The organism is Massilia paldalensis, from assembly GCF_044901715.1.
GTDB classification, from domain to species: domain Bacteria; phylum Pseudomonadota; class Gammaproteobacteria; order Burkholderiales; family Burkholderiaceae_D; genus Telluria; species Telluria paldalensis.
Window position 1 is genome coordinate 509992 of the sequence record NZ_JBJCIU010000001.1, and the last position, 20333, is coordinate 530324.

Sequence of the window (20333 nt, forward strand, 5' to 3'; positions counted from 1 at the left end):
ACCGCTTTGACATCGTTGCGTTACAATATCGTGCGCAAATTAGGCAGTTCGCTGCATTGATGTGCCTCGAAGTTCTTACCAGTCCTTCCCCCACAACTTGAGTAGTAGTGCGATCCGCTAACCGGTCAGGCCGTGTCGCGGAAGGTTAGATTAACCCGCCCCAACCTCGCGAAACGCGAAGAAAGGTGAGCAAGAATGATGCAACAATATAACGCCAACTCATACCTGTTCGGCGGTAATGCGCCGTATGTGGAAGAGTTGTACGAAGCGTACCTGAGCAATCCGGGCTCGGTCCCGGACAACTGGCGCGCTTACTTCGACGCGATGCAGCACATGCCTGCCGTCGACGGCAGCGAAAAACCGGACGTCGACCACTCCTCCGTGATCGCCTCCTTCGCCGAACGCGCCAAGCAGGGCCCGATCCGCACCGTCTCCGCTTCCCCGGACGCCGAACTCGGCCGCAAACGCGTCGCCGTCACCCAGCTGATCGCCGCCTACCGCTACCTCGGCTCGCGCTGGGCCACGCTGGACCCGCTGCAGCGCCAGGAACGTCCCACGATTCCCGAACTCGACCCGTCCTTCTACGGTTTCTCCGAAGCCGACCTGGACACCGTGTTCAACATCAGCAACACCTACTTCGGCAAGGAAAGCGCTTCGCTGCGCGACCTGCTGAACATGCTGCGCGAAACCTACTGCCGCGACGTCGGCGCCGAATTCATGTACGTCAGCGATCCGACCGAGAAGCGCTGGCTGCAGGAAAAACTGGAGTCGATCCGTTCGACCCCGGCGTTCACCGCGGAAAAGAAAAAGCACATCCTCGAGCGCCTGACCGCGGCCGAAGGCCTGGAGCGCTACCTCCACACCAAGTACGTCGGCGCCAAGCGCTTCTCGCTGGAGGGCGGCGAATCCTTCATCGCCTCGATGGATGAAGTCATCCAGCGCGCCGGCGAGCAGGGCGTCCAGGAAATCGTCATCGGCATGGCCCACCGCGGCCGCCTGAACGTCCTGGTCAACACCCTGGGCAAGAGCCCGGCCGACCTGTTCGAGGAATTCGAAGGCAAGCACGCCGACGACCTGCCGTCGGGCGACGTGAAATACCACCAGGGCTTCTCGAGCGACATCTCGACCCCGGGCGGCCCCGTCCACCTGTCGCTGGCGTTCAACCCGTCGCACCTGGAAATCGTCAACCCGGTCGTCGAGGGTTCGGTCAAGGCGCGCATGGAACGCCGCGGCGACCGCAAGGGCAAGGAAGTGCTGCCGATCCTGGTGCACGGCGACGCCGCCTTCGCCGGCCAGGGCGTGGTCATGGAAACCCTGAACCTGGCCCAGACCCGCGGCTACGGCACCGGCGGTACCGTCCACATCGTCATCAACAACCAGATCGGCTTCACCACCTCGGACCCGCGCGACGCCCGTTCGACGCTGTACTGCACCGACGTGGTCAAGATGATCGAGGCGCCGGTGCTGCACGTGAACGGCGACGATCCGGAAGCCGTCGTGCTGGCGACCCAGATCGCCATGGACTACCGCACCGAGTTCCATAAAGACGTCGTCGTCGACATCGTCTGCTACCGCAAGCTGGGCCACAACGAGCAGGACACCCCGGCCCTGACCCAGCCGCTGATGTACAAGAAGATCGCCAAGCACCCGGGCACCCGCAAGATGTACGCGGACAAGCTGTCGGCGCAAGGCACCATCCCTGCGGACGGCGGCGACCAGATGGTCGCGGCCTACCGCAACGCGATGGACGCCGGCAAGACCACCGTCGATCCGGTCCTGACCGACTTCAAGAACAAGTACGCCGTCGACTGGGCGCCGTTCCTGAACAAGAAGTGGACCGACGCCGCCGACACCGCCGTGCCGCTGACCGAGCTGAAACGCCTGTCGCAGCGCATCACGACCGTGCCGGAAAACTTCAAGCTGCACTCGCTGGTCGAGAAGGTGCTGGCCGACCGCGCCACGATGGGCCGCGGCGAGATGAACCTCGACTGGGGCATGGGCGAACACCTGGCCTACGCATCGCTGCTGGCCTCGGGCTACGCCGTGCGCCTGTCGGGCCAGGATGCCGGCCGCGGCACCTTCGTGCACCGCCACGCCGTGCTGCACGACCAGAACCGCGAGCGCTGGGACCAGGGCATCTACCTGCCGCTGGCCAACGTCCAGGACAACCAGGCGCAGTTCACCGTGATCGACTCCGTGCTGTCGGAAGAAGCGGTGCTGGGCTTCGAATACGGCTACTCGACCGCCGAACCGAACACCCTGACCATCTGGGAAGGCCAGTTCGGCGACTTCGTCAACGGTGCGCAGGTCGTCATCGACCAGTTCATCGCTTCGGGCGAAGTGAAGTGGGGCCGTGCCTCGGGTCTCGTGCTGATGCTGCCGCACGGCTACGAAGGCCAGGGTCCGGAACACTCGTCGGCCCGTATCGAGCGCTTCCTGCAGCTGTGCGCCGACCACAATATGCAAGTGGTCCAGCCGACCACCGCGGCCCAGATCTTCCACCTGCTGCGCCGCCAGATGGTGCGCCAGTTCCGCAAGCCGCTGGTGATCTTCACGCCGAAGTCGCTGCTGCGTAACAAGGACGCCGGCTCGCCGCTGACCGACCTGGCCAAGGGCGGCTTCCAGACCGTCATCGGCGAACTGGACGACAAGATCGACGCCAACAAGGTCAAGCGCGTGATCGTCTGCTCGGGCAAGGTCTACTACGACCTGGTCAACACCCGCAAGACGCGCAACGTGACGGACACCGCGATCATCCGCATGGAGCAGCTGTACCCGTTCCCGCACAAGGCGTTCCAGGCGGAGCTCAAGCGCTTCCCGAACGCGACCGAAGTCGTGTGGGCGCAGGACGAGCCGCAGAACCAGGGCCCGTGGTTCCAGATCCAGCACAACATCTTCGAAAGCATGGAAGCCGGCCAGCGCCTGTCGTACGCAGGCCGCCCCGCTTCCGCCGCCCCGGCCGTCGGCTATGCCGACAAGCACGTGGCGCAGCAGAAGGAGTTGCTGGATACCGCGTTCGCGAAACTCAAGGGTTTCGTGCTCACCAAGTAAGCGTAACTAGCGCAGCGTCATGACCGGCCCCGCGCCTTCCGGCGCGGGGTTTCGCACAGAATAAATATTTGGAGTTTTAAATGGCACAAATCGAAGTCAAGGTACCCCAGCTGTCGGAATCCGTTGCGGAAGCAACCCTGCTGTCGTGGCACAAGAAAGTCGGCGAGGCCGTCTCGCGCGACGAGAACATGATCGACATCGAGACCGACAAGGTGGTCCTGGAACTGCCGGCCCCGAACGCCGGCGTGATCGTGCAAATCATCAAGAACGACGGCGCCACCGTCGTTGCCGGCGAAACCATCGCCATCATCGATACCGAAGCCTCGGCCCAGACCAGCCCGATCGCGATCACCGCCGCCCCGGTCGACAACGCCCCGGCCGTCGCCGCCGCGCCGCAATCGGCACCGGCCGCCGCCACCGGCGGTGCGAAGTCGGACGTCGCCATGCCGGCCGCCGCCAAGATCCTGGCCGACAACAACCTGACGACCTCGGATGCCAGCGGCACCGGCCGTGACGGCCGCGTGACCAAGGGCGATGCCCTGGCCGCCGTCGCCGGCAAGCCGGCCGTCGCACCGGCCGCCCCGGCCCCGCTGGCACAGCAGGCTGCCAAGCCGGCCCTGCAGCAAGTCGCCGCACCGGCCCCGAACCTGGGCGACCGTCCGGAAGAGCGCGTGCCGATGAGCCGCCTGCGCGCCCGTATCGCCGAGCGCCTGCTGCAATCGCAACAGACCAACGCGATCCTGACCACCTTCAACGAAGTGAACATGGCGCCGGTCATGGACCTGCGTAACAAGTACAAGGACAAGTTCGAGAAGGAACACGGCGTCAAGCTGGGCTTCATGTCCTTCTTCGTCAAGGCCGCCGTGCACGCGCTGAAGAAGTACCCGATCCTGAACGCCTCGGTCGACGGTAACGACATCATCTACCACGGCTACTTCGACATCGGCATCGCCGTCGGTTCGCCGCGCGGCCTGGTCGTCCCGATCCTGCGCAATGCCGACCAGATGTCGATCGCCGACATCGAGAAGAAGATCGGCGAATTCGGCGCCAAGGCCAAGGACGGCAAGCTGACCCTGGAAGACCTGACCGGCGGTACGTTCTCGATCTCGAACGGCGGCGTGTTCGGCTCGATGCTGTCGACCCCGATCATCAACCCGCCGCAGTCGGCTATCCTGGGCGTGCACGCGACCAAGGACCGCGCCGTGGTGGAAAACGGCCAGATCGTGATCCGCCCGATGAACTACCTGGCGATGTCGTACGACCACCGCATCATCGACGGCCGCGAAGCCGTCCTGGGCCTGGTCGCCATGAAGGAAGCGCTGGAAGATCCGGCCCGCCTGCTGCTCGACCTGTAATTCGCCGCTGGGAAGGGCCCGTGCCCGGTGCCGTGTTGTGTTGTCTGATGGAGGAAGACCATGATCTCCGATGAAATCAAGCGTTTGCACGAACTGCACCAGGCCGGCGCCCTGACCGACGCCGAATTCGAACAGGCCAAGGCGAAAGTCCTGGCCTCGGAACGCGTGAACCTGAACAAGACGGCGGCCGGCGACGGCAGCTTCGCCGCCGAGCTGAACGCGCTGCGGCGCTCGCGCACCGACCGCTGGCTCAGCGGCGTGTGCGGCGGCCTGGCTGTGGCCTCGGGCGTCGAGGCCTGGATCTGGCGCCTCGTGTTCACGCTGTTCACCATTACCTTCGGATTCGGTGCGGTGATTTACCTGTTGTTGTGGATCTTCGTGCCGGAAGAGTGATCGGCCGGTACGATCGAACGAATACGAAAACCCATGCACGTCGTCCCCGCGCAGGCGGGGATCTAAGTTGCCGGCCATGCCGAACAATTGGGGTGATAGTGCCAGTGGCACTAGCACGCCTCCGCAGGGGCGACGGTGGGTCCATAAAGGAATCGATTGATGAGCACTGAAAAACAATTCGACGTCGTCGTGATCGGCGGCGGTCCTGGCGGCTACGTCGCCGCCATCCGCGCAGCCCAGCTGGGCTTCAAGACCGCCTGCATCGACGATGCGGTCAATGCCAAGGGCGGTCCGGCCCTGGGCGGCACCTGCACCAACGTCGGCTGCATCCCGTCGAAGGCGCTGCTGCAGTCGTCGGAGCACTTCGAGCACGCCGGCCACGCCTTCAAGGAACACGGCATCAACGTGTCGGGCCTGGAGCTGGACCTGGCGCAGATGCTCAAGCGCAAGGATGGCGTCGTCAAGGCCAACAACGACGGCATCGTCTACCTGTTCAAGAAGAACAAGGTCACCTTCTTCCACGGCCGCGGCACCTTCGCGGGCAAGGAAGGCGAGGGCTTCACCATCAACGTGACCGGTCCGACCACGGACACCATCAGCGCCAAGAACGTCATCGTCGCCACCGGCTCGAACCCGCGCGAACTGCCGAACGCACCGTTCGACGAGAAGATCATCCTGTCGAACACGGGCGCGCTGGCGATCGACGCCGTCCCGGCCAAGCTGGGCGTGATCGGCGCCGGCGTGATCGGCCTGGAGATGGGTTCCGTGTGGCGCCGCGTCGGTGCGCAGGTCACCGTGCTGGAAGGCCTGCCGACCTTCCTGGGCGCCGTCGACCAGCAGATCGCCAAGGAAGCGCACAAGGCCTTCACCAAGCAGGGCCTGGCCATCCACCTGGGCGTGAAGATCGGTAACATCACCAAGGGCGACAACAACGTCACTGTGGAATACGCCGATGCGACGGGCGCGGCGCAGACCGCCACGTTCGACCGCCTGATCGTCTCGATCGGCCGCGTGCCGAACACCAACGGCCTGGGCTTCGACAAGGTCGGCCTGCAGCTCGACGAGCGCGGCTTCATCGCCGTGGACGACGAGTGCCGCACCGGCGTGCCGGGCATCTGGGCGGTGGGCGACGTCGTGCGCGGCCCGATGCTGGCGCACAAGGCGGAAGAAGAGGGCGTCGCGGTGGCCGAGCGCATCGCCGGCCAGCATGGCCACGTCAACTTCAACACCATCCCGTGGGTGATCTACACCTCGCCGGAAATCGCGTGGGTCGGCCGCACCGAAGAGCAGCTCAAGAAGGACGGCGTGGCCTACAAGGCCGGCACCTTCCCGTTCATGGCCAACGGCCGTGCGCGCGCGCTGGGCGACACCACCGGCATGGTCAAGGTCATCGCCGATGCCGCCACCGACGAGATCCTGGGCGTGCACATCGTCGGCCCGGTCGCTTCCGAGCTGATCTCGGAAGCCGTGGTCGCGATGGAGTTCAAGGCCTCGGCCGAAGACATCGCCCGCATCTGCCATGCGCACCCGACGCTGTCGGAAGCGACCAAGGAAGCCGCGCTCGCCGTCGACAAGCGTTCGCTGAACTTCTAATCCCGGCCGCATGACCGGGCGTGGGGTGGACGGCGTCGCCGTCCACCCCACATTTTTATGTTGTCCATCCCATGAACGTCCAAGAGTATTACCAGCACGCGCTGACCGAGCGCGGATTCAAGTCCGATGCCGCGCAGCAGCGCGCCGTCGACCGCCTGCAGCAGGCCTATGACGAGTGGGTGCAGTACAAGTCGCAGCGCTCGTCCACGCTCAAGCGCCTGCTCAACCGTCCCGAGGTGCCCCGCGGCGTCTACATGTGGGGCGGGGTCGGACGCGGCAAGTCCTTCCTCATGGACAGCTTCTATTCGGTCGTGCCCGTGGTGCGCAAGACGCGCCTGCACTTCCACGAATTCATGCGCGCGGTGCACCGCCAGCTCGACGAACTGAAGGGCGTCGAGGATCCGCTGGTCGAAGTCGCCAAGCGCATCGCCAAGAAATACCGCCTGATCTGCTTCGACGAATTCCACGTCAGCGACGTCGCCGACGCGATGATCATGTACAACCTGCTGTCCAAGCTGTTCGAGTACGGCGTCTCCTTCGTGATGACGTCGAACTACGACCCGGACACGCTGTACCCGGACGGCCTGCACCGCGACCGCATGCTGCCGACCATCGCGCTGCTCAAGGACAAGCTGGACGTGCTGAACGTCGATGCCGGCATCGACTACCGCCACCGCGCGCTCGAGCAGGTGCAGGCCTACTACACGCCGCTGGGCGCCAGCGCCGACAAGGCCCTGCGCGACACCTTCGCCAAGGTGGCCGATACGGCCGACGAGGATCCGCGCGTGCGCATCGAGCAGCGCGAGCTGAAGGCGCTGAGGAAGGCGGGCGGCGTCATCTGGTTCGACTTCGCCACCCTGTGCGGCGGCCCCCGCTCGCAGAACGACTACCTGGAACTGGCCAGCCAGTTCCACACCGTGATCCTGTCGGCCGTGCCGCGCATGTCCGCGTCGATGTCGTCCGAGGCGCGCCGCTTCACCTGGCTGATCGACGTGTTCTACGACCACAAGGTCAAGCTGATCATGTCGGCCGAGGTCGAGCCCGAGCAGCTGTACACGGAAGGCGCGATGTCGAACGAGTTCCACCGCACCGTGTCGCGTATCATCGAGATGCAGTCGCGCGAGTACATGCTGGCCGACCGCCGCGGCGCCGCCGATGCGCTGGCCTGATGCCTGTACGGCGATGTTTGATTGATGCCCACCAAGAGGAACCGATGATTAACCGTTTTTCCATCGGCAGCATCCTGGCCCTGAGCCTGACGATGCTGCTGGCCGCCTGCGGTACGACCCCCGAGGCCGTGCCGCACGAGACGCCGCCCCCGCCCGTGACCTCGGTCGCCGAGGCCGACCAGCAGCTGGCCGCCGTGGCGCGCGAGCGTGCCGGCATCGAGGCCCGCTTCAATGCCCGGATCACCGTCTGCTATGCCAAGTTCTTCGTGAATAATTGCCTGGACGAGGCCAAGGAACAGCGCCGCACGGCGCTGGCGGCCCAGCGCGCCATCGAGGTGCAGGCCCAGCGCTTCAAGCGCGAAGCCATCGTCGAGAGCCGCGACCGCCAGGTGGCCGAGGCCGAGCGCCGCTTCCAGGAGAAGGAAGCCGAGCTCGCCGCCCAGCCGCCGAAACCCACGGCGGAGCCGAAGCCGCCGGCCGCCCCGCCGACGCCGACGCTGGCCAAGCGCCAGGCCGACCACGCCAAGCGGGTGCAGGCGGACGAGCGCAAGGCAGCGCAGGAGGCGGGCAAGCGCGCCGAGAACGTCCGCAACTACGAGCAGCGCAAGGCCGAGTCCGAGCAGCGCCAGGCCAAGGTGGCACAGCGCAAGGCCGAGCGCGCGGCCAAGGAAGCGAAGGAAGCGGAGCAGAAGGCCAAGGACGCGGCTGCCGGCAAATGATGTGGCGTGCGCAGGGAGGGTGCGGCGTCCTTCCTACGCAGCGTCGACGAGTTTCACGATCGCCATCGTGCAGTTGCCGCCCTTGCCTTGCGAGCGTTCGCCGGCCTTGTCGATGAGCCTCCCGGACGCCTGGCGCGGCGTGTTGCGGGCCGTGACGGCGCCCAGCTCGGCGTCGGTGAAGAAGTGCCACAAACCGTCGGAGCACAGCAGGAAGACGTCGCCCGCCGCCAGGCCGGCATGGTGGCCGACCGTGATGAACGGTTCCTTGCGGCTATTACCCAGGACATTCAGCAGCAGCTTGGACTTGCGGTGGTTCCTGGCCGCGTCCGGCGGCAGGCGGTCGCTCGACACGAGGTGCTCGACATAGGCCGCGTCCCCGGTGCGGGCCACGCAGCTGCCGTCCCGGAAGTGGTACAGGCGGGAATCCCCCACGTGCGTCCAGGCCGCCTCGCCGTGCGGCGTCAATACGAGGCCGACGAAGCTGGCGTGGGCCTCGGCCTGCGTCGTCACCGCATTCATCTTGATGACCAGGTGGGTTTCCTGGACGATGTCGCGCAGCAACTGGTGCAGGCGCGCGATGGAGGGGCGGTCGCCGGGCTTGAACGCGTCGAATACCTGCCTGGCCGTGTGCAGCACCTGTTCGGACGCGTCCGCGCCGCCGATGCCGTCGGACAGGACGGCCAGCACATAGCCCGGCGCCCAGGCGCCTTTCATCAAGGCGGCCCGGTCGTTCTGGCGGGGCCGGTTGCCGATGTGCTGGGCGGTGCCTGCTTCGATTTTATACGGCATCATGAAACCATGGAAAATAAGGGACCAAAGCGTCGCTTTCCGGGGCCGCCTTGCCGATCTTTGTTGGCGGCAACGGCGGGGTAGATTAAACTATGCACCGAGTTGCACTATAGTTGCAAGCCGGTAATTGCAAGACGCTAATGCCCAGGAGCCGCTCCGCCACGGCTTGGCGGACCGCGCATCCCTCCCACCCCAGCCTTTAGATATTGTTCGGAATTGACATGATCGACGTCCAGGAGATCCAGCGCCGCATTATTGAACTCGACGTGGAACACCGCGACCTCGACGCTGTCATAGACATGCTGACCCGTGACGGTCACACCGATCAATTGCAGCTGCGCCGCCTGAAAAAGCGCAAGCTGCAGCTGAAGGACCACATCACGCTGCTGAAAATGCAGCTGGTGCCGGACGTTCCGGCCTGATCGAATTCCGCTTTCCCTTGACCGACCATCTTCCTCAAGCCGGCCTCGATGCCGGCGCACCGCTTTCTCCCGACACCGCCGGCACGGCGCCCGAGCAGGCGCCCGGCAAGTACGATGCCGAGGTCGACCGCATCTTCGGCGCCGGCGGCCCACTCGCGCCCGCCGTCGGCAGCTTCAAGCCGCGCCAGTCGCAGACCGAGATGGCCAAGGCCATCGCGCACGCCATCGGCACCCAGGGCACGCTGATCGCCGAAGCGGGCACCGGCACGGGCAAGACCTTCGCCTACCTGGTGCCGGCCCTGCTGTGGGGCGGCAAGACCATCGTCTCGACGGGCACCAAGAACCTGCAGGACCAATTGTTCTCGCGCGACATCCCGAACGTGCGCGCCGCGCTGCGCGCGCCCGTCTCGGTGGCGCTGCTCAAGGGCCGCTCGAACTACGTCTGCCACTACCACCTGGAGCGCACGCTGTCGAACGGGCGCCTGACCTCGCGCGACGACGTCGGCCACCTGCGCGAGATCTCGCGCTTCGTCAAGATGAGCCAGTCGGGCGACAAGTCCGAGCTGACCAAGGTGCCGGAAACGGCGTCGGTCTGGAACCTGGTGACGTCCACGCGCGAGAACTGCCTGGGCCAGGAATGCCAGTACTACCAGGATTGCTTCGTGATGAAGGCGCGCCGCGAGGCGCAGCAGGCGGACGTCGTCGTCGTCAACCACCACCTGTTCTTCGCCGACGTGGCACTGAAGGAAGGCGGCATGGCCGAGCTGCTGCCGTCGGCCAATACCATCATCTTCGACGAGGCGCACCAGCTGCCGGAAGTGGCCACGCTGTTCTTCGGCACCTCCGTCTCGACCTCCCAGGTGCTGGAACTGTGCCGCGACGTGCTGGCGGAGGGCCTGGCGCATGCGCGCGCCGGCGTCGACTGGGCCAAGGCCGTGACGACGGTGGAAAAGGCGGCGCGCGACCTGCGCCTGACTTTCCCGGATAGCGGCACGCGCCTGTCGCTGCCCCAGATCGCGCCGGATTCCGGGTTCTTCCCCGCGCTGGAAAAGCTGAAGGAAGAACTCGAAGGCCTGATCGACGTGCTGGAAGAAAACGCCGAGCGCGCCGAGACGCTGGAACAGTGCCGCGTGCGCGCCGTCGAACTGCTGGAGCAGTACAAGGCCTGGAAGTCCGAGCCGAAGAAGGGCAAGGAAATCGAGGGCGACGATGCCGTGCTGTGGGTCGAGGCCTTCGCCTCCGCGCTGCAGCTGCACAAGACGCCGCTGTCGATCGCGCCGATCTTCGCCGGCCAGCGCGCCGGCGCGCCGCGCAGCTGGATCTTCACGTCGGCGACGCTGGCCGTGAAGAACGACTTCAAGCATTTCACGGCACAGCTCGGCATGACGGGCGAGCCGGCCCACACCTGGCCCAGCCCCTTCAATTATCCGGAGCAGGGCATCCTGTACGTGCCGACCGGGCTGCCGGAGCCGAACACGATGGGCTATACGGACGCCGTCGTCGACATGGCGCTGCCCGTGATCGAGGCGGCCGGCGGGCGCACCTTCTTCCTGTGCACGACGATCCGCGCCGTCAACCGCGTGGCCGAGCGCCTGCGCCAGGAATTCGCCGACCGCGGCCTGGACTTCCCCCTGTTCGTGCAGGGCGAGCGCGGCCGTACCGAGCTGCTCGATTCCTTCCGCAACGCCGGCAATGCCGTGCTGGTGGGCAGCCAGAGCTTCTGGGAAGGCGTGGACGTGCGCGGCGAGGCGCTGTCGCTCGTCATCATCGACAAGCTGCCGTTCGCCCCGCCAGACGACCCGGTGCTGGCCGCGCGCATCGAAGTGATGGAAAAGAAGGGCATGAACGGCTTCGTCCACCACACGCTGCCGGAAGCCATCATCAACCTGAAGCAGGGCGCCGGCCGCCTGATCCGCGACGTCGACGACCGCGGCGTGCTGATGCTGTGCGACCCGCGCGTGATCAGCAAGCCCTACGGCCGCCGCATCTGGCAGAGCCTGCCGCCGTTCAAGCGTACGCGGGTGCAGGAAGAGGTCATCGACTTCTTCAAGAACCTGCCGCCGGCTGTTTGAAGCTGGCCCGCAGGGGGCAGGGCCCGGTGTTGCTTTTCAAAGGGCTCTGACCCCGGAGTTGCCTGCCGTCGATCAGCCGGGTCTTGCCCCGGACCTGATCAAGGCGCGATGACGACCTTGCCCGTGACCCGCCGCGCCGCCATGTCCTCCAGCGCCCGCGCCGTATCCGCCAGCGCATAGCGCTTCGACACCAGCGGACGCAGCTTCCCTTCCGCCATCCAGTCCAGCAGCGTGCGCATCGCCGCCGCATTGGCCTGCGGCTCCTTGCGCTGGAAATCGCCCCAGAACACGCCCACCACCGAGGCGCCCTTGAGCAGCACGACGTTCCACGGCACCTGCGGGATCGCGCCGTTGGCGAAGCCGATCACGAGGTGGCGTCCGCGCCAGGCGATCGAGCGCAGCGCCGGTTCGCTGTAGATGCCGCCGACCGGATCGACGATCACGTCCGGCCCGCGGCCGTCGGTGGCGGCGCGGAGTGCCGCGCGCAGGTCCTCGCGCTCGTAGTCGATCAGGACGTCGGCGCCAGAGTCGCGGCACACGGCCAGCTTGTCGGCGCCCGCTGCCGCCGCGATCACGCGCGCGCCCAGCGCCTTGCCGAGCTCGACCGCAGCGAGGCCGACGCCGCCGGCCGCGCCCAGCACGAGCAGCGTTTCGCCCGGCCGCAGTGCCCCGCGGTCGGCCAGCGCATGGTGCGCCGTGCCGTAGGTGAGGGTGACGGCGGCGGCGACGTCGAAGTCCAGGACGGCGGGCATGGGCACCAGCGTGGACACGGGCGCCAGCGCCAGTTCGGCGAAGGCGCCCGTGCGGGTGAAGCCGATCACGCGGTCGCCCGGGGCAAAGGCCGTGACGCCCGGCCCGACGGTCCGCACGATGCCGGCGAACTCGTTGCCCGGAGTAAAAGGCAGCGGCGGCTTGATCTGGTATTTGCCTTGCACGGTCAGCACGTCGGGGAAATTGACGCCGGCGGCGCGGACCTCGACCAGGACCTCGTCCGGGCCCGGTCGCGGGTCCGGCACGTCTTCCAGCACCAGGCTGTCCGGCGGTCCCCAGTTCTTGCAGACGATGGCTTTCATGTTTCTCTCCCTGTTATCGACTACGTAAACATCGCATTATGGGCCCGTCCGGCCTTCTGCGCTCCCGCAACATGCAGCACGGGTGAGTTGCTAGAGTCTTCCAGTCCCAGCGGTAGATGAATGGAAGGAGAGGCGATGACGATCCGGTACGGCTGTTTTTTCAGCTATGCCCATGGCCGGCACGAGCTCATGCAGCGCTTCAAGACCACGCTGGTCGATGCGCTGCGCTGCTATCTCGAGCCGTATTTCGACGACGAGGACGAATTGTTCATCGATTCCGAGCAGCTCGGCGGCGGCGACGACCTCGACCGCAAGATCGCGCGCGCGATGTGCGAGAGCGTCTGCATGGTGCTGATCTATACCCCGAAGTACGAGGCCCACGCATACACGCGGCGCGAGTATGCCGCCATGCGCCTGCTCGAAGCGGAGCGCGCCACCTGGTATCCGCTGCCCAGCCGGCTGATCATCCCGGTGATCATGACCCAGCACCCGGAGCGCCTGCCGCCCCAGGTCAGCGACGCCTCGTTCTACGTCGACTTCTCCCGCTTCACGATGGCGACGGCCGACTTGAAGTCGAACCCGGAATTCCTGCCCGACATCGCCAAGATGGTCAGGCGGATCGTCACCCACTACCAGTACCTGAAAAAGTGCACGCCGCCGGGGCATGACTGCAACCAATTCGTGCTCCCCGATGTCCCACCGCCATGGCGCGAGATACCGGATCCTACCTTCCCCAAAAAATGAGGAGCCCTATGGAAACCAACCGCATCACCGCAAGACCGGACGCATCCGCAGGCCAAGTGACGACGTTCTATTCCTACGACAGCGCCCCCGCGCGCAGCCTGGCCCTCGTGCACGCGGCCTGGCTGCTGGCCGGGCGCGAAGGGGCGAGGACACCCGTGCTCATGATCGACTGGGACCTCGAAGCGCCCGGCCTGCACCATTATTTCGGCGCCACCAGCCAGGCGTCCGGCAACCTGCGCGGCGGCGTGCTCGAACTGTTCGAAGCCTGCCGCGCGGGCCTGGACCGGGCAGCCTCCCATGCGCAGCCGCTGCGCGACACCGACGGCGCGGCCGCCGCGCAGGCCGCGCGCGTGCTCGACGCCCTCGACTGGGACGACTACATCGAACGCGTCGACGACAGCCGCCCCCTGTACCTGATGCGCGCCGGGCGCCTGGACGACAGCTACGGCGAACGCGTCGACCGGCTTGACTGGGACGGCCTGTTCGGCGCCTGTCCGGGGCTGTTCCGCGCCTTCGCCGCGCGCCTGGCCGGGCGCTTTACCCACGTGCTGATCGACTGCCGCAGCGGACGCTCGGCGGCGGCCAGCGTGTGCACGGCGCTCCTGCCGGACAAGATGGTGGGCCTGTTCACGCCCGACCCGCGCAGCCTGGACGGCCTGCGTGGCGTGGTGGCACGCGCCCTCGACTACCGCTGCAGCCACGAGGACGAACAGCGCCCGCTGCTGGTCTATCCGCTGCCCGCGCCGGTGGAGGCGGCGGGCGAGGGACGGCGCCGCTGGCGCCTGGGCGACGCGGGCCGCGGCGTGCGCGGCTACCAGGCCACGCTGGAAAAGATGCTGGGCGAAAGCTACGGACTGGCCAGCGTGACGCTGGACAGCTACCTCGACGAGGTGCAGTTGCCGCAGGCCGCCATCCTGGGGGCGCCGCTGCCGTGCGGACGCGCGCATCCGGGCCAGGGCGACCGCCTGGGTCCGCTGCGCGGCATCGAAGCCTTGCTCGAATGGCTGGAACCGGGCCATTTCCCCTGGCGTCCCCTGGCCGAGGTGCGCCTGCTGCAGGCGGCCGAGGCGCTACGCCGGCGCGCCGCCGATCCGCAGGCCTCGAGCATGGTGCGCGAGCTGGCGCGCCTGGGCCACCTGTACCTGGGCCAGCACGGCGAACTGGAGGCGGCGCGCCGCATCGAGCAGCACGTGATCGCGCTGGAAGCGGGCTTGCACGCGATGGAAGAGGGCAAGCGCGGCCATCCGGGCGCGCGCCGTGCCGGCGACGTGCCGGCCGGGAGCAGTGGAGCCGCCGGCAGCGAGGCGCCGGGCCCCGGCGCGGCCGGCAACGGCACGGCGGCGGGGACCGACGTGCTCGACGAGGCCCTGTCGCGCCTGCAGGAACTGATCGACAGCCGCAGTCCCCGGGAAGCGCGTGCCCTGGCCGACAGCCTGCGCAGCCGCGTCCTGCGCCCGAGTGTGGCGCATCCGCTACGGCGGCGGGCGGCCGCGATGATCAAGCAGGTGTACCTCCAGGAAGGCGACAAGGACGCGTTATTGGCCTTCACCCAGGACGAGGTCTCGTCCCTCGAAGGCGCGCTGATCGAGGCGGCCGTCGGCCGGCCGCTGGTCGCCGGCTGAAGGCCTGTCGCGGACGCGGCGCCGGCCGGCGCGGCCGGCGCAGTTGTGCAATAAATGTGCAGCACGATGGGGCGAACTGGCCGTTGCTTCAGGTAAAATCGCGGCATGCGTATCCTTATCAGTAACGACGACGGCTATCTTGCCCCTGGCATCCAGGCCCTGGCCGATGCGCTTGCGCCGGTCGCCGACATCGTGGTGGTCGCTCCCGACAGCAACCGCTCGGGCGCGTCCAATTCGCTGTCGCTGGACCGTCCGCTGTCGGTGTCGAAGGCTGCCAACGGTTTTTATTTCGTCAACGGCACCCCGACGGACTGCGTGCACATCGCGCTGACGGGGCTGCTCGACTATCGCCCGGACCTCGTCGTTTCCGGCATCAACAACGGCCAGAACATGGGCGACGACACGCTGTATTCGGGCACCGTGGCGGCCGCGACCGAGGCTTATCTGTTTGGTATCCCCGCGATCGCCTTTTCCCAGGTGCACGGCGGCTGGTCCGAGGTGGAGTCGGCGGCCCGCGTGGCGCGCGACATCGTGCAGCGCCGCTTCGACCTGATCGAGTCGCCGTTCCTGCTGAACGTGAACATCCCTAATTTGCCGTATGAAAACATGGGTGCGCTGGTGCCGACCCGGCTGGGCCGGCGCCACCAGTCCGAGCCCGTGATCCGCGGCCAGGACCCGCGCGGCCGCGAGATCTACTGGATCGGCGCGCCCGGTGCCTGCCGCGATGCGGGCGAGGGCACCGATTTCCATGCGACGGCCAGCGGCAACGTGTCGATCACCCCGTTGCAGGTCGACCTCACGCACCGCGAACAGCTCGACTTGCTGCGGCGGGGGCTGGGATGAGCGAGAAGCGCAGCAATTTTCCCTTGCCCCTGTCGTCGGTGACGGGCGGGACGACGCGAAAGCCTGCTGCGCCGGCGCCCGTGGCCACGCCGCAGACGGCGACCCAGAACGCCCGCTCGAACCAGGCTGGCCAGGCACCGGGCGCGCCCAAGCCGCCGGCCGGCGTGCAGCCGCAGCAGCCCCAGCAGACGCTGGCCCGGTCCGACCTGATGGCCACCGAGGCGCCGCGCCGCGCCATGGCCGCGCGCGTGGCACGCCAGGGCGTGAAGGATCCGCAAGTGCTGGTGGCGCTGGAAACCGTGCCGCGCCACCTGTTCATCGAGGAGGCGCTGTCGGCCCAGGCCTATACCGACGTATCGCTGCCGATCGGCCATAACCAGACGATTTCGCAGCCCTATATCGTGGCGCGCATGATCGAGCTGCTGAAGGGCAGCGGACGCCCGCTGGAGCGCGTGCTCGAGATCGGCACCGGCTGCGGCTACCAGGCCGCCGTGCTGGCCTGCGTGGCGAAAGAGGTGTATTCGATCGAGCGGATCAAGCCGCTGCACGAGCTCGCCAAGGCGAATTTACGCCCCTTGCGTATCGCTAACCTGCGTTTACAGTACGGAGATGGTATGCTTGGGCTCCCGCAGGTGGCCCCGTTCGACGGCATCATCCTCGCGGCGGCCGGACTCGACGTGCCGCGCGCATTGCTCGAGCAGATGGCCATCGGTGCCCGCCTCGTGGCCCCCGTCGGCGCGCAGGTCCAGCACCTGCAGCGTATTACCCGCACCGGCAAGTCGGAATGGACCAGCGAAACCCTGGAAAGCTGCCATTTCGTTCCGCTGCGGCCAGGCATTGCCTGAATGCCAGAATGTTGTAACAGAATTAAGAGAGAATGAAACCAACGCCCCGCTTAGCCCTGTTGACCCTTAGTCTTGGCGTGCTGTCCGCCTGCAGTACCGAGACCCGCGTCGCCCCCGTGATCGATCGTCCGACCTCGTCCGTCGCCATTTCGCGCCCGCGTCCCGCCGCGCCGCCGGCCGAGGACACCCGCCCGGATGCCGCCGGCACCTATACCGTGCGCCGCGGCGACACCCTGTTGCGCATCGCGCTGGACCACGGCCAGAACTACCGCGACCTGGTGGCCTGGAACAATCTTTCCGATCCGGACGACATCAAGGTTGGCCAGGTGCTGAAGGTGGGGCCGCCGGAGCGGGGCGGGAATACCGTCGTGACGAACCCGATCGCCATGCCGGGCGCCGACAAGCCGGCCGCGGTGCCGAAGAAGACCGAGCCGAGCGGCGCCAAGAAGCCGTACAGCGACACCGCGCTGGCCCAGAAGGAAGACAATCCGAAGGCGGAAAAGGTCACCGGCATCGCCGCCGGCAGCACCGTCACCGCCAGCGACGACGAGAAACTGAGCTGGATGTGGCCGTCCGACGGCCGCATCATCGCCACCTTCGACGAAGGCAAGAACAAGGGTATCGACATCGCGGGCAGGCTGGGCCAGCAAGTGATGGCCGCCGGGTCCGGCAAGGTGATGTATGCGGGCAGCGGCATCCGCGGTTATGGTAATCTCGTGATCGTCAAGCACAGCAACAGCCTGTTGTCGGCTTATGCACATAACCGAACGATCGTGGTCAAGGAAGGTCAGAACGTGACCAAGGGCCAGGTGATCGCGGAAATGGGCAATTCGGACACCGACACGGTCAAACTGCATTTCGAAATACGCCAGCAGGGCAAGCCGGTCGATCCGGCCAAGTTCCTGCCCAGCCGCTAGGGACGCCCATGAAACCGCCGCCCGATCCACTCGAACCAGATGTGCCGGATGATCCGGACGACCTGCCGGACGAGGCGGAGGAGGGCGGCGAGCGCCCCGGCGATACGCTCGCGGGCGCGGCCGACAATGCGCCGCTCGACGGCGCAGACGAGCTCAAGCACGTACTGCAGGCCGAACTCGCGACCGACACCACCCAGCACTACCTGAACCGCATTGGCGCCAAGCCGCTGCTGTCGGCCGAGGAGGAAGTGCATTACGCGACGCTGGCCAAGTCCGGCGACTTCGCCGCGCGCCAGAAGATGATCGAGCATAACCTGCGCCTCGTCGTCTCCATCGCCAAGCACTACATCAACCGCGGCGTCGTGCTGCTCGACCTGATCGAGGAAGGCAACATCGGCCTGATGCGCGCGATCGACAAGTTCGAGCCGGAGCGCGGCTTCCGCTTCTCGACCTACGCGACCTGGTGGATCCGCCAGAGCATCGAGCGCGCCATCATGAACCAGGCGCGCACGGTGCGGCTGCCCGTGCACATGGTGCGCGAGCTGAACCAGGTGCTGCGCGCCAAGTACCACCTCGAGGCCCAGCACCACGACGGCAAGGAAGCGGGCGCCGAGGACATCGCCAGCCTGGTCGGGCGCCCCGTCGAGGAAGTGCAGGACATCCTGGCGCTGTCCGAGCACGCGACCTCGCTTGATGCCCCGCTCGACAACGACCCGCAGAGCAGCCTGATGGACATGCTGCCGGACGAGGGCGACGTCAGCCCGGACGCCCACGCCGAGCAGCACGAGATGACGCTCCTGGTGCGCGACTGGCTGCAGAAGCTGCCGGACAAGCAGCGCGTGGTCGTGATGCGCCGCTTCGGCCTGGACAACGACGACCCGGCCACGCTGGAAACCCTGGCCGAGGAGATGGGCGTGACGCGCGAGCGGGTGCGCCAGATCCAGCAGGAAGCCCTCGTCAAGCTCAAGCGGGCCATGGCTGCCCGTGGCGTCGTGCGCGATTCCTTGTTATGATGCCCGCCGGGCCGGGAAAGGCCCGTTTTTATTGACGGCCCCAAAACCGTCGTCCCCGCGCAGGCGGGGACCCAATTTGGTTACCGCAGTCGCACCGTTCGCGTCCCGGCTTCGTCGAGCAAAATTGGGCCCCTGCCTGCGCAGGGGCGACGTGCCGAGAGTGCGGGCCGTCCTACCGATTGCGATCCACTCCGAATCCCTTCTTCACGACCATGCAAGAAACCTTCATCAACATCAAATCCCTCGACATGGACGCGCGCGGCGTCGGCCACCTGGAGAACGAGGACGGCACGCCGGGCAAGGTGATCTTCGTCGAAGGCGCGCTGCCGGGCGAACGCGTCAGCTTCGAGACCCTGCGCAAGAAGAAGAACTGGGAGTCGGGCCGCATGGTCACGCTGCAGAAGGCGACGTCGATGCGCGTCGAGCCGAAATGCCCGCACTTCTGGCATTGCGGCGGCTGCTCGATGCAGCACCTGGAGCCGAGCGCCCAGGTGGCGATGAAGCAGCGCGTGCTGGAAGATAATCTGTGGCACATCGGGAAGACGAAGGCCGAGAACATCATGCGCCCGATGTACGGCCCGACCTGGGACTACCGCTACCGCGCGCGCCTGTCGGTCCGCCACGTCGCCAAGAAGGGCGGCATGCTGGTGGGCTTCCACGAGCGCCATTCGTCCTACGTGGCTGACATGACCAGCTGCGAGATCCTGCCGGACCACCTGTCGGCCATGCTGGTGCCGCTGCGCGAACTGATCGGCTCCTTGTCGATCTACCAGCAGATGCCGCAGATCGAGGTCGCCGTGGGCGAGGAGAGCACCGTGCTCGTGCTGCGCATCATGGCGCCCCTGTCGCCGGCCGACGAGGTGCTGGTGAAGGCCTTCGCCGACAAGTGGAACATCCACTGGTGGCTGCAGCCGAAGGGTCCGGACACGGCCGCGCCGTATTATCCGGCGCAGAACGATCCCGCCTACAAGGAGCTGTACTACACGCTGCCGGAGTTCGGCATCAGGATGCCGTTCAAGCCGACCGATTTCACCCAGGTGAACCACCAGATCAACCGCCTGCTGGTGCAGAAGGCCTTGCGCCTGCTGGACGTGCAGAAGGACGAGCGCGTGGCCGACCTGTTCTGCGGCCTGGGCAACTTCACGCTGCCGCTGGCGACGCAGGCGCGCGAAGTGGTGGGCATCGAAGGCAGCACGGCCCTGACCACGCGCGCGCTGGAAAACGCCCGCGCCAACGGCCTGGATGCCAAGACCACGTTCTACACCCGCAACCTGTTCGAAGTGACGAAGGACGACCTGGTGGCACTGGGCAAGTTCGACCGCATGCTGGTCGACCCGCCGCGCGATGGCGCCGTCGCCCTGGCGCTGGCGCTGGCCGAGCTGCGCCAGACCAATCCGGACCTGATGCCCAAGCGAATCGTCTATGTGTCATGCAGCCCGTCGACGCTGGCGCGCGACGCCGGCATCCTGACGCACCGCGCCGGCTACGTGATGAGCAAGGCGGGCGTGGCGAACATGTTCCCGCATACCTCGCACGTGGAATCGGTGGGCGTGTTCGACCTGCTCGACGACTTCCAGCCGCGCGAGTTCGTGGCGCAGGAGCAGGCGCCGCAGGCGGATCCGCAGTAACGGCAAAACCGCCGCACCCGAAACAACGTCGTCCCCGCGCAGGCGGGGACCCAATCTGCAAGCCGTACGACAGCGCCTGCAAGAT

The 20333-nt window shown here is 66.8% G+C and carries 17 protein-coding genes; 15 read left to right on the forward strand and 2 right to left on the reverse strand.

The window, feature by feature from the left end:
• The first annotated feature begins 195 nt into the window (after nucleotides 1–195).
• The 6 genes from ACI1V7_RS02295 (at nucleotide 196) to ACI1V7_RS02320 (ending at nucleotide 8280) form a co-directional block, all read left to right on the forward strand.
• Entirely contained in the window at nucleotides 196–3051 is a 2856-nt protein-coding gene (locus tag ACI1V7_RS02295; RefSeq protein ID WP_404530162.1) for a 2-oxoglutarate dehydrogenase E1 component, read from the forward strand.
• Nucleotides 3052–3131: 80 nt separating this feature from the next.
• Nucleotides 3132–4406 carry a 2-oxoglutarate dehydrogenase complex dihydrolipoyllysine-residue succinyltransferase gene (gene odhB, locus ACI1V7_RS02300; RefSeq protein ID WP_404530164.1) on the forward strand — a complete coding sequence of 425 codons (1275 nt, stop codon included), beginning with the start codon at nucleotides 3132–3134 and terminating at the stop codon, nucleotides 4404–4406.
• A 60-nt stretch (nucleotides 4407–4466) separates the two neighbouring features.
• On the forward strand, nucleotides 4467–4799 hold the full coding sequence (locus ACI1V7_RS02305) for a PspC domain-containing protein (RefSeq protein WP_404530165.1): 333 nt from the start codon (nucleotides 4467–4469) through the stop codon (nucleotides 4797–4799).
• Between the two features lie 159 nt (nucleotides 4800–4958).
• Nucleotides 4959–6392, forward strand: coding sequence for a dihydrolipoyl dehydrogenase (gene lpdA / locus ACI1V7_RS02310; protein ID WP_404530166.1), 1434 nt, complete (start codon nucleotides 4959–4961; stop codon nucleotides 6390–6392).
• 71 nt (nucleotides 6393–6463) lie between these two features.
• Nucleotides 6464–7561, forward strand: coding sequence for a cell division protein ZapE (gene zapE / locus ACI1V7_RS02315; RefSeq protein WP_404530167.1), 1098 nt, complete (start codon nucleotides 6464–6466; stop codon nucleotides 7559–7561).
• Nucleotides 7562–7605: 44 nt separating this feature from the next.
• Nucleotides 7606–8280: a hypothetical protein gene (locus ACI1V7_RS02320; RefSeq protein ID WP_404530168.1), complete on the forward strand. Its 675-nt coding sequence runs from the start codon at nucleotides 7606–7608 to the stop codon at nucleotides 8278–8280.
• A 33-nt stretch (nucleotides 8281–8313) separates the two neighbouring features.
• Here the strand turns inward: ACI1V7_RS02320 and ACI1V7_RS02325 are convergent, their stop codons facing one another.
• Nucleotides 8314–9072, reverse strand: coding sequence for a PP2C family protein-serine/threonine phosphatase (locus tag ACI1V7_RS02325; protein ID WP_404530169.1), 759 nt, complete (start codon nucleotides 9070–9072; stop codon nucleotides 8314–8316).
• A 218-nt stretch (nucleotides 9073–9290) separates the two neighbouring features.
• Here ACI1V7_RS02325 and ACI1V7_RS02330 point away from each other — a divergent pair, with 218 nt between their 5' ends.
• A complete protein-coding gene (locus ACI1V7_RS02330) occupies nucleotides 9291–9491 on the forward strand; it encodes a YdcH family protein (protein ID WP_036168848.1) in 201 nt (66 codons plus the stop codon).
• A 17-nt stretch (nucleotides 9492–9508) separates the two neighbouring features.
• Nucleotides 9509–11563: a DNA repair helicase YoaA gene (yoaA, locus tag ACI1V7_RS02335; protein ID WP_404530170.1), complete on the forward strand. Its 2055-nt coding sequence runs from the start codon at nucleotides 9509–9511 to the stop codon at nucleotides 11561–11563.
• A 98-nt stretch (nucleotides 11564–11661) separates the two neighbouring features.
• Here the strand turns inward: yoaA and ACI1V7_RS02340 are convergent, their stop codons facing one another.
• Nucleotides 11662–12636: an NADPH:quinone oxidoreductase family protein gene (locus ACI1V7_RS02340; RefSeq protein WP_404530171.1), complete on the reverse strand. Its 975-nt coding sequence runs from the start codon at nucleotides 12634–12636 to the stop codon at nucleotides 11662–11664.
• A 135-nt stretch (nucleotides 12637–12771) separates the two neighbouring features.
• Between ACI1V7_RS02340 and ACI1V7_RS02345 the strand changes: the two genes are divergently transcribed.
• The 7 genes from ACI1V7_RS02345 (at nucleotide 12772) to rlmD (ending at nucleotide 20248) form a co-directional block, all read left to right on the forward strand.
• On the forward strand, nucleotides 12772–13380 hold the full coding sequence (locus tag ACI1V7_RS02345; protein WP_404530172.1) for a toll/interleukin-1 receptor domain-containing protein: 609 nt from the start codon (nucleotides 12772–12774) through the stop codon (nucleotides 13378–13380).
• Nucleotides 13381–13388: 8 nt separating this feature from the next.
• Nucleotides 13389–15002 (forward strand): hypothetical protein, encoded by a 1614-nt coding sequence (locus ACI1V7_RS02350; RefSeq protein ID WP_404530173.1) that lies wholly within the window; start codon nucleotides 13389–13391, stop codon nucleotides 15000–15002.
• A gap of 105 nt (nucleotides 15003–15107) precedes the next feature.
• Nucleotides 15108–15845, forward strand: a complete 738-nt coding sequence (gene surE, locus ACI1V7_RS02355; RefSeq protein WP_404530174.1) for a 5'/3'-nucleotidase SurE — start codon at nucleotides 15108–15110, stop codon at nucleotides 15843–15845.
• Nucleotides 15842–16690 (forward strand): protein-L-isoaspartate(D-aspartate) O-methyltransferase, encoded by an 849-nt coding sequence (locus ACI1V7_RS02360; protein ID WP_404530175.1) that lies wholly within the window; start codon nucleotides 15842–15844, stop codon nucleotides 16688–16690. The genes surE and ACI1V7_RS02360 overlap by 4 nt, the downstream gene beginning before the upstream one ends.
• A 32-nt stretch (nucleotides 16691–16722) precedes the next feature.
• Complete coding sequence (locus tag ACI1V7_RS02365; RefSeq protein ID WP_404530176.1) at nucleotides 16723–17607, forward strand: peptidoglycan DD-metalloendopeptidase family protein; 885 nt, start codon at nucleotides 16723–16725, stop codon at nucleotides 17605–17607.
• An 8-nt stretch (nucleotides 17608–17615) separates the two neighbouring features.
• Nucleotides 17616–18620 carry an RNA polymerase sigma factor RpoS gene (rpoS, locus tag ACI1V7_RS02370; RefSeq protein ID WP_404530177.1) on the forward strand — a complete coding sequence of 335 codons (1005 nt, stop codon included), beginning with the start codon at nucleotides 17616–17618 and terminating at the stop codon, nucleotides 18618–18620.
• A 212-nt stretch (nucleotides 18621–18832) separates the two neighbouring features.
• Nucleotides 18833–20248, forward strand: coding sequence for a 23S rRNA (uracil(1939)-C(5))-methyltransferase RlmD (rlmD, locus tag ACI1V7_RS02375; protein ID WP_404530178.1), 1416 nt, complete (start codon nucleotides 18833–18835; stop codon nucleotides 20246–20248).
• Nucleotides 20249–20333: the final 85 nt, after the last annotated feature.

What these genes read in the sequence shown, in the direction of transcription:
- ACI1V7_RS02295 (WP_404530162.1), top strand. Translation starts at nt 196, where the DNA reads ATGATGCAACAATATAACGCCAACTCATACCTGTTCGGCGGTAATGCG.
- odhB (WP_404530164.1), top strand. Translation starts at nt 3,132, where the DNA reads ATGGCACAAATCGAAGTCAAGGTACCCCAGCTGTCGGAATCCGTTGCG.
- ACI1V7_RS02305 (WP_404530165.1), top strand. Translation starts at nt 4,467, where the DNA reads ATGATCTCCGATGAAATCAAGCGTTTGCACGAACTGCACCAGGCCGGC.
- lpdA (WP_404530166.1), top strand. Translation starts at nt 4,959, where the DNA reads ATGAGCACTGAAAAACAATTCGACGTCGTCGTGATCGGCGGCGGTCCT.
- zapE (WP_404530167.1), top strand. Translation starts at nt 6,464, where the DNA reads ATGAACGTCCAAGAGTATTACCAGCACGCGCTGACCGAGCGCGGATTC.
- ACI1V7_RS02320 (WP_404530168.1), top strand. Translation starts at nt 7,606, where the DNA reads ATGATTAACCGTTTTTCCATCGGCAGCATCCTGGCCCTGAGCCTGACG.
- ACI1V7_RS02325 (WP_404530169.1), bottom strand. Translation starts at nt 9,072, where the DNA reads ATGATGCCGTATAAAATCGAAGCAGGCACCGCCCAGCACATCGGCAAC.
- ACI1V7_RS02330 (WP_036168848.1), top strand. Translation starts at nt 9,291, where the DNA reads ATGATCGACGTCCAGGAGATCCAGCGCCGCATTATTGAACTCGACGTG.
- ACI1V7_RS02340 (WP_404530171.1), bottom strand. Translation starts at nt 12,636, where the DNA reads ATGAAAGCCATCGTCTGCAAGAACTGGGGACCGCCGGACAGCCTGGTG.
- ACI1V7_RS02345 (WP_404530172.1), top strand. Translation starts at nt 12,772, where the DNA reads ATGACGATCCGGTACGGCTGTTTTTTCAGCTATGCCCATGGCCGGCAC.
- ACI1V7_RS02350 (WP_404530173.1), top strand. Translation starts at nt 13,389, where the DNA reads ATGGAAACCAACCGCATCACCGCAAGACCGGACGCATCCGCAGGCCAA.
- surE (WP_404530174.1), top strand. Translation starts at nt 15,108, where the DNA reads ATGCGTATCCTTATCAGTAACGACGACGGCTATCTTGCCCCTGGCATC.
- ACI1V7_RS02360 (WP_404530175.1), top strand. Translation starts at nt 15,842, where the DNA reads ATGAGCGAGAAGCGCAGCAATTTTCCCTTGCCCCTGTCGTCGGTGACG.
- ACI1V7_RS02365 (WP_404530176.1), top strand. Translation starts at nt 16,723, where the DNA reads ATGAAACCAACGCCCCGCTTAGCCCTGTTGACCCTTAGTCTTGGCGTG.
- rpoS (WP_404530177.1), top strand. Translation starts at nt 17,616, where the DNA reads ATGAAACCGCCGCCCGATCCACTCGAACCAGATGTGCCGGATGATCCG.
- rlmD (WP_404530178.1), top strand. Translation starts at nt 18,833, where the DNA reads ATGCAAGAAACCTTCATCAACATCAAATCCCTCGACATGGACGCGCGC.